Here is a 14,157-nt window from a genome sequence, read left to right as displayed (position 1 = left end):
TCAGCGGTCGACGACCCCGACCGATGCAACCTACCGTGCCTGATGGCCGTGAACGTGGTGTGAGAGGCGACTGAGAGAAACCTGTGAAACCAACCGGCCCTCCGAGGGCCGACGATCCCGACCGACGGGCCCGCAGCGCGGAAAAGAGCCAGCACAGTAGCCTTTTGACCATGACCGGCCGCCCGGACAGCGCTCCCGACCCGTGGGCGTTGCGCGACCACGTCGAAGGTTACCTCCCCGAGGACGACGTACTCCTCGCGGCGAGAGCCTCTGCGGCGCGGCGTGGCAACGCTCCGGTAGGCCCCGGAGCGGGAGCCGGGCTCCGCTTCCTCGCGGCCGGCACCGCCGCAAGGGCGGTAGTGGAGGTCGGCACCGGGATGGGCGTCAGCGGGCTGTGGCTGCTGCGCGGGATGGCCGGCGACGGAGTGCTCACCTCGATCGACATCGACCCGGAGAACCAGCGCGCCGCACGGCAGTCGTTCACCGCTGCCGGGTACGGGCCGTCCCGGCTCCGGCTGATCAACGGGCTGGGTCTCGAGGTGCTACCGCGGCTCACCGACGGTGGCTACGACCTGGTGTTCGTCGACGCGGGCCCCGCCGACTACCCGCGCTACCTCGACGAGGCCGTCCGGCTGCTGCGCGGTGGCGGCATCATCGCGCTGCACGGGGTGCTCTCGCCCGGCGTCCTCGACCCGGACGTCACCGACGCCGGCACCGTGGCCCTGCGCGAGGTGGCCCGTCAGGTCCGCGACGACGACCGGCTGGCGCCCGTGCTGCTGCCCCTGGGTGGCGGCCTGCTCGCGGCGGTCAAGACGGCCTGAGGGCCCGTGCGCCCCGGTCCCCGGTGACCCGGTGGCGCCGGTGGGCGCAGCAGCGCTCAGAGCGCGGTGGCGCCCTTGCCCAGCACGACGACGCCACCCTGGCTGACCGTGTAGCGGGCGCGGTCCAGGCTGAGGTCCACGCCGACGAGCGCCCCGTCCGGGATCACCACGTTCTTGTCGAGGATCGCGCCCCGCACCACGGCCCCGCGTCCGACGCGGACGCCGGGCAGCACCACGGAGTCCGACACCTCCGCCCCGGCCTCGATGCGGACGTTCGGGCTGATCACCGAGCGGCGGACGATGGCGCCGGAGATGATCGTGCCGGCGCCGACGATCGAGTCCTGCGCGATGCCACCCTCCACGAACTTGGCGGGCGGCAGGGGCGCCATGGCGGTGCGGATGGGCCAGCGGTCGTTGTAGAGGTTGAAGATCGGGTGCACCGAGACGAGGTCGGTGTGCGCCTCGTAGTACGCATCGACGGTGCCGACGTCGCGCCAGTAGCCGGAGTCGCGGTCGGTGGCGCCGGGCACGACGTTGTCGGCGAAGTCGTACACCGCGGCGTCACCCTGGCTCACCAGCCTCGGGATGATGTCGCCGCCCATGTCGTGGTCGGAGTCGCCGTCCTCGGCATCGACGCGCAGCGCGTCGAGCAGCACCTCGGTGGTGAAGATGTAGTTGCCCATCGACGCGAAGGTGACGTCCGGGTCGTCGGGCACCGACGGCGGGTCGGACGGCTTCTCGAGGAACTCGGTGATCCGGCCCCCGGGGTCGGAGTTGATCACGCCGAAAGCCTTCGCCTCGGCCCGGGGCACCCGGATGCCGGCGACGGTGACGCCCGCGCCGCTCTCGATGTGCCGGGCCAGCATCTGGCCGGGGTCCATCCGGTAGACGTGGTCGGCGCCGAAGACCGCGATGTAGTCCGGCCGCTCGTCGTAGACGAGGTTGAGGCTCTGGAAGATGGCGTCGGCGCTCCCGGTGTACCAGCGCCTGCCGAGCCGCTGCTGCGCCGGCACGGTGGTGATGTACTGCCCGAGCACGCTGGAGAGCCGCCACGTGGTGGAGATGTGGCGGTCGAGCGAGTGCGACTTGTACTGCGTGAGCACGCAGATCCGGTGCATCCCCGAGTTGACCAGGTTCGACAGCACGAAGTCGATCAACCGGTAGTGGCCGCCGAACGGCACGGCGGGCTTGGCCCGGTCGGCGGTGAGCGGCCAGAGCCGCTTCCCCTCGCCACCCGCGAGCACGATGCCGAGCACGTTGGCGGCCATCGCTCGGGGCGAGGCGGGCGACAGACGGGCCGCGGTCATTCCGGCGCTCCGTCGGTGGGCACGGGGCCCTGGCGTGCCGGCAGCATCGTCACGCCGCCGACCCTAGTGCTCTCACACCGTGGCGGGCCACCGTTGGCAAGAGTCGAACCGGCGAACATCATGCCTCCGATGTACCCGCCACACTCCTGGTCAATGCCATGCGGCCCGCAATGCCCTACCGTCCCGATGTGCGCATCGGTCTGCTCACCCGCGAGTACCCCCCGGACGTCTACGGCGGTGCCGGCGTACACGTCGACCATCTCGTGCCCGCGCTGCGTGCGCTGATCGACGTGGACGTGCACTGCTTCGGCGAGCCGCGCCCCGAGCAGCCCCACACGCACGCGCACGTCCCACCCACCGGGCTGGCCGGTGCGAACCCGGCACTGCAGACCCTCGGCGTCGACCTGTCGATGGTCGCGGCGCTGGCCGGGCCGCCCGCCGTCGACCTGGTCCACTCCCACACCTGGTACGCCAACATGGCCGGGCACCTGGCCAAGATCCTGCACGGCGTGCCGCACGTGGTCACCGCCCACTCCCTCGAGCCGCGCAGGCCGTGGAAGGCTGAGCAGCTCGGCGGCGGGTACCGGCTCTCGTCGTGGGTGGAACGCACGTCCTACGAGGACGCCGACGCGGTGATCGCGGTGAGCGAGGGGATGCGACGCGACGTCCTCGACTGCTACCCGGCACTGGACCCCGCTCGCGTGCACGTGGTCTACAACGGCATCGACACCGCCTTCTACCACCCCGACCCGGCCCGTGACGCCGTCCGCGCCGCAGGGGTCGACCCGGACCGGCCGAGCGTGGTGTTCGTCGGGCGCATCACCCGGCAGAAGGGGCTCGCGCACCTCGTGGCCGCGGCACATGAGATCGACCACGAGGCCCAGATCGTGCTGTGCGCCGGGGCACCCGACACCCCGGAGATCGCCGAGGAGACCGAGAAGGCCGTCGCCGAGCTCAGCGCATCGCGTCCTGGGGTGGTGTGGGTCCGCCGGATGCTCCCGACCACGGAGGTGCGGCAGTTGCTCTCGGCAGCCACGGTGTTCGTCTGCCCGTCGGTCTACGAGCCGCTCGGGATCGTCAACCTCGAGGCGATGGCCTGCGGCACCGCCGTGGTGGCCTCGGACGTGGGTGGCATCCCCGAGGTCGTCGACGACGGCGGGACCGGGCTGCTGGTGCACTTCGACGAGCACGCCGTCGACGAGTTCCGGGCGGGCCTGGCCGCTGCGGTGAACGCGCTGCTGGCGGACCCGGAGCGGGCCGCCGCGATGGGGGCGGCCGGCCGGGTGCGGGCCGAGCGGGAGTTCGCCTGGGAGCAGGCGGCGGCGCGCACCGTGGAGATCTACCGCGCCGTGGGCTGACCGCCTCAGCGCACGCCGGAGCCCGACGCCCGGGCCCTGGCCCGGTGGGCGGCCACCGCTGAGCGGTTGGCGCACGCCGACGAGCAGTAGCGACGGGCGGCGTTGCGCGAGGTGTCGGCGTAGACCCGGGCGCATCCCTCGGCTGCGCAGCGCCCGTGCCGGTCCACGCCGTACTCCGACACCAGCATCGCCAGCGCGAACGCGGTGCTGGTGCGCAGCCGGTCGACCACATCGGCCTCCGGCGGCGTGTAGTGCAGGTGGAACGCCTGGCCGTCGTGATTGGACAGGTGCGGCTCGACGCGGACGTCGGCGAGCAGGGCGTTGACCGCCACGGCCGCCTCCTCCACCTCGGTGACGTCGAACACGGTGCGCAGCCGGCGCGCCCACGCCCGCAGCGCGGGTTCGACCGAGTCGGGCGCCTGCTCGGCGAGGTAGCCGTGCGCCACGAGCACCGACCGCATCCGGTCGGCCTGCTCGTCCCCGGCCTGCGCCTCTCCGCCGGATCCCGCGCCCACCTCGTTGACGAGCGCGACAGCGGCGCCCAGCGCGTCGCTGCGGTAACCGATGAAGTTCATTGGTCTATTACTCCGGCCCGTTCGCTGTGTAACATGCCAACGAAGGATACCTATTACCGGAAGGGAGCCGCAGATCATGAGGTGCGAGCGCTGCGGATGGCCCGTCGACGAGGCGCCGGTGCTGTCGACCCACTCGACATCTCAGGGGTGGGTGCGCTACCGGCGCTGCGTGTGCGGCACGCTGTCGATCCAGCTCGTCACTCCCGGTGGGAGTTCCGGCACGGTCGCCGCGCCCGCGGCCGGGTCCGCAGGCACCCGCTAGCCGTACCCGTCCAGGCGTCCCCCGAACGAGGAACGACGAACGGCACCGGCGGACGGTGCGTTCCGTTCGTCGGTGCCGTTCAGGAACCGGGCGCTGCCCCGTGGTGCCAGGGGCTCGTACTCGTTTCAGCCAGAGGCGGCTTTCAGCGCGTCGCCGAGGTCACTGGCCTCCTCGGCCGACATCTCGACGACCAGACGGCCGCCGCCCTCGAGGGGGACGCGCATCACGATGCCCCGACCCTCCTTGGTCACCTCCAGGGGACCGTCGCCGGTCCGGGGCTTCATCGCCGCCATCTCCTGCTCCCTCCGTCGTCGTTTGCAGGGTGCGCCGCTGCGCCGGGGGAAGCGCGCGGCGGGGATGCTGCGAACATCTTTCCTCATCGACCGGGCCGGGGTGTAACCGGAGCGATCAACTCTCCCGGATGGACCCTGCGGCATCACCGGGACGAGGCACGCCAACACCCCGCTACGTGATCGTCCACGAGCCCGGCGGCCTGCATCAGCGCGTAGCAGGTGGTGGGTCCCACGAAGCGCAGCCCACGGCGTTTCAGCTCGCGGGCCATCGCCACGGACTCCACGCTGGTGGCCGGCACCTCGGCGAGCGTCGCAGGCCGCCGGTGGGCGGCCGGCTCCGGCGCGAACGACCACAGCAGCTCGTCGAGGGGCCGGTCCAGCTCCAGGACGCGGCGCGCGTTGTTCACGGTGGCCTCGATCTTCGCCCGGTTGCGCACGATGGCGGCATCCGCCAGCAGCCGCTCCACGTCCGCAGCGCCGAAGCCGGCCACCGTGACCGGGTCGAAGCCCGCGAACGCCGCGCGGAACGCCGGCCGTTTGCGCAGGATGACCAGCCAGGACAACCCCGACTGGAACGCCTCCAGGCTCAACCGCTCGAACATCGCGGGTATCCCGCGGAGCGGACAGCCCCACTCGTCGTCGTGATAGGCGACGTACTCCGGGGCGGTGCCTGCCCAACCGCACCGCTGCCGCCCGTCGGGTTCAGGCACCGGTGCCGTACCTCGACTCGCACAGCCTGGCCATCCGGCGCAGGGAGTGGGCGACACCGGCGCGGAACGCGGGCCGCACCAGCACCCAGCCGAACCGGCCGGCCGGACCGAACGGCAGGTCCAGCAGCTCCGACCACACGAACCGCGCGCGTCCGGGCGCCAGCTCGACCACCTCGAACACGCCGTCGCCGCGCACCACCTTGCCGGTGTGCCGCACGACGCACCGCCGGGGACCGCCCTGCGCGGGCACCGTCCACTCCACGATCTCCATCGTGTCGGCGAACGCGACCGGCCCGGCACCCGTCACGGCGCGCAGCCGGGCGCCCAGCTCCCGCCCGTCGCCCGCGCTCATGACCTCGACCCGGGTGCCGAGCATCCACTCGCCCTGGCCCTCCCAGTCCGTGACCATCCGCCAGACGGCCTCGGCGGGCGCCCCGACGTCGACCGGGATCGTCAGCTCGACCCGGGAGCCCGCACGCTCGCTCACCGTTCGCCCTCGGCCGGCATCCCGGCGGACGCGAGCTCGGCCTCCAGTTCCGCGACGCGGGCCAGCAGTCCGTCACGTTCCACGCCGGAGCGGTCGAGCTCGTCGGCCAGCCGGTCGAGCACCCAGTCGACCTCGTCCATCCGGTAGCCGCGCACCGCCTGCTGGAACCTCAGCTCCCGGACGTCCTCGCCGTCGAGCTCACCCGCGGGCAGTCGTGTCGGCGTGGTGCCGGGAGGCAGCGGTGCCAGCTCCTCGCCGCGCCCGAACACGACCGCGGCCAGCCCGAACAGTGCCGCGGCCACCGCAGCGACGACTATCAGATAGATCAGCGCGGTCCCCACCTGGGCAATCCCACCACGGGTCCCCGGTCAGCGCACCAAGACCTCACGCATCGGGGGTCGCTCGGCGACCGCGACCTTCGTGTAGGAGGGCAGCCATTCGCCGTCGACCTGCAGGAACTGGGTGAGGGGCGCCCCCGTGTCCGGAACACCGCATCGGGTGAGTGCCGCCGCGAGTATCTGGCGCGCCATCACCCCCAGCTGCAGCAGCGAGCGGTTGCGGTGCTTCCGCACGCCGAGGTTGACCTGTGCCAGCGCGTCCAGCCCGGCCGTGGCGTAGGTGTCGAGCAGGAGCCCGATCTCGACCCCGTACCCCGCAGCGAAGGGCACCGACTCCAGCAGCTCCCGGGTGCCGGCGTACTCCCCTCCCAGCGGTTGCACCACGGCGGCGAGCTCGGGTCGCAGCGCGGCGAGCAAGGGCCGCACCAGTAGCTCGGTGACCCGGCCACCACCGTTGTCGGCCTCGACCGCCTCCAGCCGCAGCGGACGCCGGTAGAAGCCCTTGACCAGCTCGACGCCCGGCTCGGTGAGCAGCGGGCCGAGCAGCGCCGGTACGAAACCGGCGTCGAAGTCGATCAGGTCGGAGTCGAGGTAGCAGATGACGTCACCGGTGGTGGCGGCGAGCGAGCGCCACAGCACCTCCCCCTTGCCCGGCAGGGGCGCGAGATCGGGGAGGACGTCGGTGCGCAGCACCACCGTGGCCCCGGCCGCCGCCGCGACCTCGACCGTGCGGTCGGTGGACCCGGAGTCGGCCACGACCAGCTCGTCCACCAGCGGCGACGCCCCGCGCGTCAGCGGCACGATCGCCGCGACGATCGCCCCCACCGTGGCCTCCTCGTCGAGGGCGGGCAGCACGACCGACACGCGACGGCCGGCCTTCGCCGCCACCAGCTCGTCGACGTGCCAGCACGGTTCCTGCCAGGTACGACGGCGGAACCAGTCCTCCGCGGTGCGGTCCATGGGCCTCTCCTACGCGCTCGAAGGGGGCGGCCTCGTTGCCGACTGATGCTGTGGTGCCGGTGACGCGTCGTTCCGATCGTCGGTGGTGGTGGTCCGGGAGGCTAGTGGTGATCAACGGCTCTGGTGGTCACCTGCCCGGCCGTGTCGGTGACGCGGCGCGTCACGCCAGTGCGCGAACCGTTCGGGACGGTGACCGGGTACCCGTAATCGCGGCCACCATGTCGACGGTTCGACGGGTGGCGGCCACCTCGTGGGCGCGGAACACCCGCGCACCGGCGGCGGCGGCCAGCGCCGTGGCGGCGAGGGTGCCCTCGAGCCGGTCGGTCACCTCCGCGACGCCCAGCGTCTCGCCGATGAAGTCCTTGTTGGAGAGCGCCATCAGTACCGGCCAGCCGGGGGCCACCAGCTCGCTGCAGCGCCGCAGCAGGGTGAGCCCGTGGAAGGTGTTCTTGCCGAAGTCGTGCGTCGGGTCGACGAGGATGCCTTCCCGGGGCACCCCGAGCCCCACGAGCCGCTCCGCCTGGCCGCACACGTCGGCCAGCACCTCGGCCACGACGTCGGTGTAGCGCACGCGGTGCGGCCGGCTCCGCGGCACCGCACCACCGGTGTGCGAGCACACGATGCCCACACCGGTGGCCGCGGCCACCTCGCCCAGCGCCGGGTCGGCGCCCGCCCACGTGTCGTTGATCAGGTCGGCTCCCTCGGCGACGGCCAGCCTCCCGACCTCGGCACGCCAGGTGTCCACGCTGATCACGATGTCCGGATACTGCTCGCGGACGGCCGCGACGAACGGGACGACGCGGCGGATCTCCTCGCCGAGGTCCACCTCGGGGCCCGGGCCGGCCTTCACGCCTCCCACGTCGATGATGTCCGCGCCCTCGGCGAGCGCGGCGTCGACCTTCCGCATCGCGGCATCGTCGGCGAACGTCGCGCCCCGGTCGTAGAACGAGTCGGGGGTCCGGTTGACGATCGCCATCACCAGCGCACGGTCCTGGGCCGGTACGCGCTTCCCGAACCGGATGAGGCCGGCCGTACCCGTCACGACGGCGATCGTGACATGTCCACCGGGCGGGCGCAGGCGTCGAGAGCGGCGGCCACGTCGGTGACGACCACCAGTCGGGTGAGCGCCTCCGGGCGCACGAACCCGCGCTCGCCCAACCCGCGCACCCAGTCGAGCAGGCCCGTGTAGTGCCCGTCCGGGTCGAGCAGCACCACCGGCTTGGGGTGCATCCGCAGGTAGCCCGCCGTCCACACCTCGAAGAGCTCCTCGCAGGTGCCGATGCCCCCCGGCAGGGCCAGGAAGGCGTCGGCGTGGGCCTCCATCAACGCCTTGCGCTCGCGCATGGTGTCGACGAGGAGCAGCTCGTCCGAGTCGTGGTCGGCCCACTCGAGCTCCACGAGCGCGCGCGGGATGACCCCGGTGGTGCGCGCCCCGGCGGTGCGCGCCGCGATGCCCAGCGCGCCCATCATCGAGGACCGGCCACCACCGGACACCAGGTCCCAGCCGCGGGCGGCGATCTGGCGGCCCACCTCGGCGGCGAGCTCGAGATAGTGCGCGGGGATGCCCTCGATGGACGCGCAGTAGACGCAGACCGCGAGCCGACGCGCGGACGAGCGCGACGTCTCGCTCGCCGGCTGGCTCAATGCGCTTCCTCCCACGCCCGCCACGCCTCCTGGACGATCTTCACCGCGTCGTCGACGTCGTCGGTGACGTGCAGGAGCGCCAGGTCCTTCTCCCCGACCTTGCCGCTCGTGTGCACCGTGTTGGAGATCCAGTCGTAGAGGCCGCCCCAGTACTCGCTGCCCAGCAGCACCACGGGGAACTTCGTGACCTTCTTCGTCTGCACCAGGGTGAGCGCCTCGAACAGCTCGTCGAGCGTGCCGAAGCCGCCCGGAAGGCAGACGAACGCCTGCGAGTACTTGACGAACATCGTCTTGCGGGCGAAGAAGTACCGGAAGTTGATGCCGAGATCGACCCAGTCGTTGAGACCCTGCTCGAACGGCAGCTCGATACCGAGCCCGACCGAGAGCCCGCCCGCCTCGGAGCAGCCCTTGTTGGCGGCTTCCATCACGCCGGGACCACCGCCGGTGATCACGGCGAACCCGGCCTCGGCCAGCGCGGTGCCCAGTGCGCGGCCCTGGGCGTACTCGAGATGGTCGCGCGGGGTGCGGGCGGAGCCGAACACGGTGACCGCGCGCGGCAGTTCGGCGAGCATGCCGAAGCCCTCGACGAACTCGGCCTGGATCCGCAGCACCCGCCACGGGTCGGTGTGCACCCAGTCGCTGGGCCCGCGTGAGTCCAGAAGTCGCTGGTCGGTGGTGGAGGTCTCGTTGCGGTACTCACCCCGCAACACCACAGGGCCCCGTTGCTTCTGCTCGGGCTGCTTGTCGTCAGGACGCCGGTTCCCGCTGGCGGTCATGGTCGCCAGAGTAATGAGACCGATGCCCACCGTGCCGGGGCGCCGCCGCGCCGGGCGCCCCGCGGCGTCCGCCGTTCCGTCAACGGTGCGCGCGCTCTCAGCGCTCCTGGGGAGAAAGGAACCGGCGCAGGACGGCAGCGGTGTCGGTGATCTGGCGGGTGTCGACGTGCTCCTCACGGGTGTGGGCGAGGTTCGGGTCGCCGGGGCCGTAGTTCACCGCGGGGATGCCGAGCGCGGCGAAGCGCGAGACGTCGGTCCAGCCGAACTTGGCCGACGGCGTGGCTCCGGTCGCCGCGATGAACTCGCCGGCAGCGGGCTCGCCCAGCCCGGGGAGGGCGCCGGGCGCCAGGTCGGTGACCGCGAGGTCGAACCCGTCGAACACCTCGCGCACGTGTGCCTCGGCCGCCGCCGCGTCCCGGTCGGGGGCGAACCGGAAGTTGACCGTGACGACGCACTCGTCGGGCACCACGTTCATGGCCACGCCGCCGCCGATCCGCACCGCCTGCAGCCCCTCGCGGAAGACGCAGCCGTCGATGTCGACCTCGCGGGCGGTGTAGGCGCCCAGCCGGTCGAGCACGGCGGCGGCGGCGTGGATCGCGTTGGTGCCGTGCCAGGACCGCGCGGAGTGGGCGCGGCGGCCACGGGTGGTGATCTCGGCGCGGAGCGTGCCCTGGCACCCGGCCTCCACGCCCGCGTTGGTCGGCTCGCTGAGGATCGCGAGGTCGGCCTGCAGCCAGTCCCGGTGCTCGCGCTCGATGCGCAGGAGCCCGTTGCGGGCGGCCTCCACCTCCTCGCACTCGTAGAACACGACAGTGAGGTCGTGGCGCGGCTCGGTGACGGTGGCCGCCAGGTGCGCGATCACGGCGTCGCCCGACTTCATGTCCGTGGTGCCGCAGCCGTAGAGCAGGTCCCCGTCGCGGCGGCTGGGGACGTTGTCGGCGATCGGGACGGTGTCGAGGTGCCCGGCGAGCAGCACGCGGCGCTCGCGTCCGAGGTTCGTCCTGGCGAGCACCGCATCCCCCGACCGCAGGAGCTCCAGGTGCGGGGCCTGCTCGCGCAGCGCCCGTTCCACGGCGTCGGCGAGCGGGCCCTCGGCACCCGAGACGCTGGGCACGTCGACGAGCGCGGCACACAGGTCGACGGGGTCGGCGGTGAGGTCCAACGCGGGGATCGTCACGCGGACCGACGCTACCTGCCGCCGTCACCACCCCCCGCGAAGGTTCAGGAAAGCCACTTTCCGGCCCTGTGAGGGCAGCAAAGTGGCTTTCCTGAACCTCGCGAACCGCCCGGGGCGGTGGTGCGGGCCGAGGGTTCGGTGCTGCGGGCGGATACCGTGGTGTCGTGAGCACCGCACCCCGCCGGGAAGGCGCCTCCGGCACCGGCCTCGCCACCGTCACCGTGCCGGCCGACGGCGGCGACGGCGTCGTCCTCGACACCTGGTACCCATCGCCCGCGCTGGGCGCGGAGGCGCCGGACGTCGCAGCCGACCTCGAGCACCTGGCCGGCACCGACGACGTCCGTGGCGTACGCACCGTCGTGGTGCGCACCGCGATCGAGTCCCTGGCCGACCCGCCCGTCGACGCGCACGACGTCTACCTGCGGCTGCACCTGCTCAGCCACCGCCTGGTCGTCCCGCACGAGGTGAACCTCGCCGGCGTCTTCGGGCTGCTCGCCAACGTGGTGTGGACCAGCCGCGGCCCGTGCGCCGTGCCGGGCTTCGAGCTCACCCGCGTCCGGCTGCGCGCCGACGGCCCGGTCACGGTGCTCGGCGTGGACAAGTTCCCGCGGATGGTCGACTACGTCCTCCCCACGGGCGTCCGGATCGCCGACGCCGACCGCGTACGGCTGGGGGCCCACCTGGCCGAGGGCACCACGGTCATGCACGAGGGCTTCGTCAACTACAACGCGGGAACGCTCGGCGCGTCCATGGTCGAGGGCCGGATCTCGGCCGGGGTGCTCGTGGGCGACGGCTCCGACGTCGGCGGCGGAGCGTCGATCATGGGGACGCTCTCCGGCGGCGGCAAGGAGGTGGTCTCGGTGGGCAGGCGGTGCCTCATCGGGGCCAACGCGGGGATCGGGATCTCACTGGGCGACGACTGCGTGGTCGAGGCCGGCCTGTACGTCACCGCGGGCACGAAGGTGGTGCTCCCCACCGGTGAGAAGGTGGCCGCGCGCACCCTTTCCGGACGCAACGGGATGCTGCTGCGGCGCAACTCGGTGACCGGGGCGGTCGAGGTGCTGGCCCGCACCGGTGAGGGCATCGAGCTCAACAGCGCCCTGCACGCGAACTGACACCCCTGGGGGTCAGGCGGCGGGCCGGTCGCCGATCCGCCAGATCGCCCAGGCCTGGAGCGCGGCCGCCGCCAGCAGCACGGCGATCGCGGCCGGGAACCCCTTCGTCAGGTCGATCAGCACGCCCATCAGCAACGGGCCCAGGCCCGCGCTGACGTAACCGACGCCCAGGGCCAGCCCGCTGGTGGCCGCGCTGGCGGCGCCGTCCGGGGTGCGCCAGGCGATCACGGTGAGGCCGAGCGGGAACCCCGCCCCCACCCCGATCCCGAGCAGCGCCGCCCACACCCAGGGTGCGGGACCCGACGGCATCGGCAGCAGCATCGCGCCGACCGTGCCCACCACGCCGCACGCCAGCGTCAGGCCGGCCCAGAACCGCCAGCGGCGGCGCCGTTCCGCGAGTGCCGGGGCGAGCAGGGCCGCGGGGATCTGCGCGACGCTCCAGACGGCCAGCAGCAGCCCGGCCCGCTGGGGGCTCCAGCCCTGCCCCTCGTAGTACGGCGAGAGCCAGGTCAGCCAGCCGTAGAACAACAGCGAGGTGCCGGCCTGGTAGCACGCCGTGAGCCGGGCGAACCCGTGGCGCCAGGGCAGCGGTGCACGCGCGGCGGCTCGGTCCGGCACGGCCGTCCGCCGCGCCACCGGCACCCAGACGGCCACGGCGAGCGCGGCGGGCACCGCCCACACGGCGAGCGAGAACGACCAGCCGCCCAGCGCGGTGGCCAGCGGGACCGCCGCGGCACTGGCGACGGTGGCCCCGACCATCATCGAGACCACGTAGGCACCGGTCACGGCGCCGGCCCGCTCCGCGAGGTGCTCCTTGACCACGCCGGCGATCAGCACCCCGGCCAGCCCGATGCCGAGTCCGGCGAGCAGGCTCCCGCCGATCAGGCTCGCCAGCGCGGGTATGCCGCGCACCGCGCTGCCCAGCGCCACCAGCCCGACCGCGCCGCCCAGGGCGCGCTCACGCCCGAACCGGGCCCCGAGCGCGGAACCGGCGAACGAGCCGGCGGCCATCATGAGCACGGCAGCGGCCTGGACGAACCCGGCGACGCCCGACGATGTGCCGAGATCGTCGCGCACGGTCTCCAGCAGCGGCGGGTAACCGGCCAGCGCCGCACGGAGGTTGATCGCGAGCGCGAGCAGCCCGAGCAGCACGACGCCGGGCCGGACCACCTGCGTTCCGGCCCCCGAGGACGACGCTGTCCCGGAGCCTGGGGTCACGCCGCGGGCAACCGCTCCGCCGCCGCCGCGATCCGCTCGTCGGACGCGGTGAGGGCCACCCGCACGTGCTGGGTGCCCGCCGGTCCGTAGAACTCCCCCGGTGCCACCAGGACACCCAGCTTCGCCAGCCGGTGCACCGTGGCCCGGCCGTCCTCACCCGCGGTGGCCCACAGGTAGAGCCCCGCCTCGGAGTGGTCGACACGCATCCCGGCGGCCTCCAGCGCGGCGCGCAGCTGCGCCCGGCGCCGGACGTAGATCTCGGCCTGCGCCGCCACGTGGGTGTCGTCGGACGCCGCGGCGGCCAACGCCGCCTGCACCGGACGCGGGACCATCATGCCGAGGTGCTTGCGCAGCTCCAGCAGGCTCGCGACCAGCGACGGGTCGCCCGTGAGGAACGACGCCCGGTAGCCCGCCATGTTCGAGGACTTCGACATGGAGTGCAGGGCGAGCAGGTTCTCGTGGGAGCCGCCGCAGACGTCGGGATGCAGCACGGAGACCGCATCCTGGTCCGCGGGGGCCAGCGAGAGGTAGCACTCGTCGGACGCCACCACCGCTCCGCGCTCGCGGGCCCACTCGACGACCTTGCGGAGGTGTTCGCGCGGCAGGACCTTCCCCGTCGGGTTCGACGGCGAGTTCAGCCAGACCATCGCCACCCGCTGCGGACCCAGCCGGGCAGTGGAGTCGGAGCGGACGAAGTCGGCTCCGACCAGCCGCGCGCCGACCTCGTAGGTCGGGTAGGCGAGCTCCGGGATCACCACGAGGTCCCCCGCTCCGACCCCGAGCAGGGTGGGCAGCCAGGCGACGGTCTCCTTGAGACCGATCGTGGGGAGGACCGAGACCGGGTCGACGGTGACACCGAACCGGCGGGACAGGGCGCCGGCGAGTGCCTCGCGCAGTGAGTCCGGGCCGTGGGTGGTCGGATAGCCGGGCTCATCTGCAGCGGGACCGGTGAGAGCCGCCCGCACCACGGCCGGAACCGGATCGACCGGAGTGCCCACCGATAGGTCCACGATCCCGTCGGGGTGGGCCTTGGCGAGCTTCGTGTCGGCGGCGAGGGAATCCCAGGGAAAGTCCGGGAGTTCGATCTTCACCATGCGGCAGCGACCGTCACTGCGT

Annotated in this window: 17 protein-coding genes; 4 read left to right on the top strand and 13 right to left on the bottom strand. The window is 72.9% G+C overall.

Going from position 1 to position 14,157, the window contains the following annotated elements:
• Window positions 1–170 precede the first annotated feature (170 nt).
• Entirely contained in the window at window positions 171–821 is a 651-nt protein-coding gene (locus tag ACQPZA_RS04710; protein ID WP_433278683.1) for an O-methyltransferase, read from the top strand.
• 56 nt (window positions 822–877) lie between these two features.
• On the opposite strand, the gene glgC is transcribed toward ACQPZA_RS04710, so the two are convergent.
• Window positions 878–2,128: a glucose-1-phosphate adenylyltransferase gene (glgC, locus tag ACQPZA_RS04705; protein ID WP_246266474.1), complete on the bottom strand. Its 1,251-nt coding sequence runs from the start codon at window positions 2,126–2,128 to the stop codon at window positions 878–880.
• Between the two features lie 188 nt (window positions 2,129–2,316).
• Between glgC and glgA the strand changes: the two genes are divergently transcribed.
• Complete coding sequence (gene glgA, locus ACQPZA_RS04700; protein ID WP_312859188.1) at window positions 2,317–3,486, top strand: glycogen synthase; 1,170 nt, start codon at window positions 2,317–2,319, stop codon at window positions 3,484–3,486.
• Window positions 3,487–3,491: 5 nt separating this feature from the next.
• On the opposite strand, the gene ACQPZA_RS04695 is transcribed toward glgA, so the two are convergent.
• Complete coding sequence (locus ACQPZA_RS04695) at window positions 3,492–4,061, bottom strand: CGNR zinc finger domain-containing protein (protein WP_169396832.1); 570 nt, start codon at window positions 4,059–4,061, stop codon at window positions 3,492–3,494.
• Between the two features lie 76 nt (window positions 4,062–4,137).
• Here ACQPZA_RS04695 and ACQPZA_RS04690 point away from each other — a divergent pair, with 76 nt between their 5' ends.
• Complete coding sequence (locus ACQPZA_RS04690; protein WP_433278680.1) at window positions 4,138–4,323, top strand: hypothetical protein; 186 nt, start codon at window positions 4,138–4,140, stop codon at window positions 4,321–4,323.
• A gap of 125 nt (window positions 4,324–4,448) precedes the next feature.
• On the opposite strand, the gene ACQPZA_RS04685 is transcribed toward ACQPZA_RS04690, so the two are convergent.
• The 9 genes from ACQPZA_RS04685 to dapE all read right to left on the bottom strand — a co-directional run bounded on the left by ACQPZA_RS04685 (window position 4,449) and on the right by dapE (window position 10,702).
• Window positions 4,449–4,616, bottom strand: coding sequence for a DUF3117 domain-containing protein (locus ACQPZA_RS04685; RefSeq protein WP_084211001.1), 168 nt, complete (start codon window positions 4,614–4,616; stop codon window positions 4,449–4,451).
• A gap of 143 nt (window positions 4,617–4,759) precedes the next feature.
• Entirely contained in the window at window positions 4,760–5,326 is a 567-nt protein-coding gene (locus ACQPZA_RS04680; RefSeq protein WP_433278678.1) for a DNA-3-methyladenine glycosylase I, read from the bottom strand.
• Window positions 5,319–5,813 (bottom strand): SRPBCC family protein, encoded by a 495-nt coding sequence (locus ACQPZA_RS04675; protein WP_433278676.1) that lies wholly within the window; start codon window positions 5,811–5,813, stop codon window positions 5,319–5,321. The genes ACQPZA_RS04680 and ACQPZA_RS04675 overlap by 8 nt, the downstream gene beginning before the upstream one ends.
• The gene (locus ACQPZA_RS04670; protein ID WP_169396829.1) at window positions 5,810–6,154 is read right to left on the bottom strand and encodes a DivIVA domain-containing protein; all 345 of its coding nucleotides are present in this window, start codon (window positions 6,152–6,154) and stop codon (window positions 5,810–5,812) included. The genes ACQPZA_RS04675 and ACQPZA_RS04670 overlap by 4 nt, the downstream gene beginning before the upstream one ends.
• A gap of 27 nt (window positions 6,155–6,181) precedes the next feature.
• Window positions 6,182–7,111 carry a glucosyl-3-phosphoglycerate synthase gene (locus tag ACQPZA_RS04665; protein ID WP_433278673.1) on the bottom strand — a complete coding sequence of 310 codons (930 nt, stop codon included), beginning with the start codon at window positions 7,109–7,111 and terminating at the stop codon, window positions 6,182–6,184.
• Between the two features lie 160 nt (window positions 7,112–7,271).
• Window positions 7,272–8,087, bottom strand: a complete 816-nt coding sequence (gene folP / locus ACQPZA_RS04660) for a dihydropteroate synthase (RefSeq protein ID WP_433282678.1) — start codon at window positions 8,085–8,087, stop codon at window positions 7,272–7,274.
• A 62-nt stretch (window positions 8,088–8,149) separates the two neighbouring features.
• Window positions 8,150–8,755 carry a TIGR00730 family Rossman fold protein gene (locus tag ACQPZA_RS04655; protein WP_433278671.1) on the bottom strand — a complete coding sequence of 202 codons (606 nt, stop codon included), beginning with the start codon at window positions 8,753–8,755 and terminating at the stop codon, window positions 8,150–8,152.
• On the bottom strand, window positions 8,752–9,531 hold the full coding sequence (locus ACQPZA_RS04650; RefSeq protein WP_169396828.1) for a TIGR00730 family Rossman fold protein: 780 nt from the start codon (window positions 9,529–9,531) through the stop codon (window positions 8,752–8,754). The genes ACQPZA_RS04655 and ACQPZA_RS04650 overlap by 4 nt, the downstream gene beginning before the upstream one ends.
• A 97-nt stretch (window positions 9,532–9,628) precedes the next feature.
• Entirely contained in the window at window positions 9,629–10,702 is a 1,074-nt protein-coding gene (gene dapE, locus ACQPZA_RS04645; protein WP_312859190.1) for a succinyl-diaminopimelate desuccinylase, read from the bottom strand.
• Between the two features lie 170 nt (window positions 10,703–10,872).
• Between dapE and dapD the strand changes: the two genes are divergently transcribed.
• Window positions 10,873–11,823: a 2,3,4,5-tetrahydropyridine-2,6-dicarboxylate N-succinyltransferase gene (gene dapD / locus ACQPZA_RS04640; protein ID WP_433278668.1), complete on the top strand. Its 951-nt coding sequence runs from the start codon at window positions 10,873–10,875 to the stop codon at window positions 11,821–11,823.
• Window positions 11,824–11,835: 12 nt separating this feature from the next.
• Here dapD and ACQPZA_RS04635 read toward each other — a convergent pair whose 3' ends face one another.
• The gene (locus ACQPZA_RS04635; RefSeq protein WP_433278666.1) at window positions 11,836–12,993 is read right to left on the bottom strand and encodes an MFS transporter; all 1,158 of its coding nucleotides are present in this window, start codon (window positions 12,991–12,993) and stop codon (window positions 11,836–11,838) included.
• A gap of 44 nt (window positions 12,994–13,037) precedes the next feature.
• Window positions 13,038–14,135, bottom strand: a complete 1,098-nt coding sequence (gene dapC / locus ACQPZA_RS04630; protein WP_433278664.1) for a succinyldiaminopimelate transaminase — start codon at window positions 14,133–14,135, stop codon at window positions 13,038–13,040.
• Between the last annotated feature and the right edge of the window lie 22 nt (window positions 14,136–14,157).

It is taken from the genome of Pseudonocardia xinjiangensis (assembly GCF_050948425.1).
Taxonomy (GTDB): Bacteria; Actinomycetota; Actinomycetes; order Mycobacteriales; family Pseudonocardiaceae; genus Pseudonocardia; species Pseudonocardia xinjiangensis.
The sequence above is the reverse complement of the archived record's forward strand: the minus strand, read 5'-3'. Positions and strand labels throughout refer to the sequence as shown.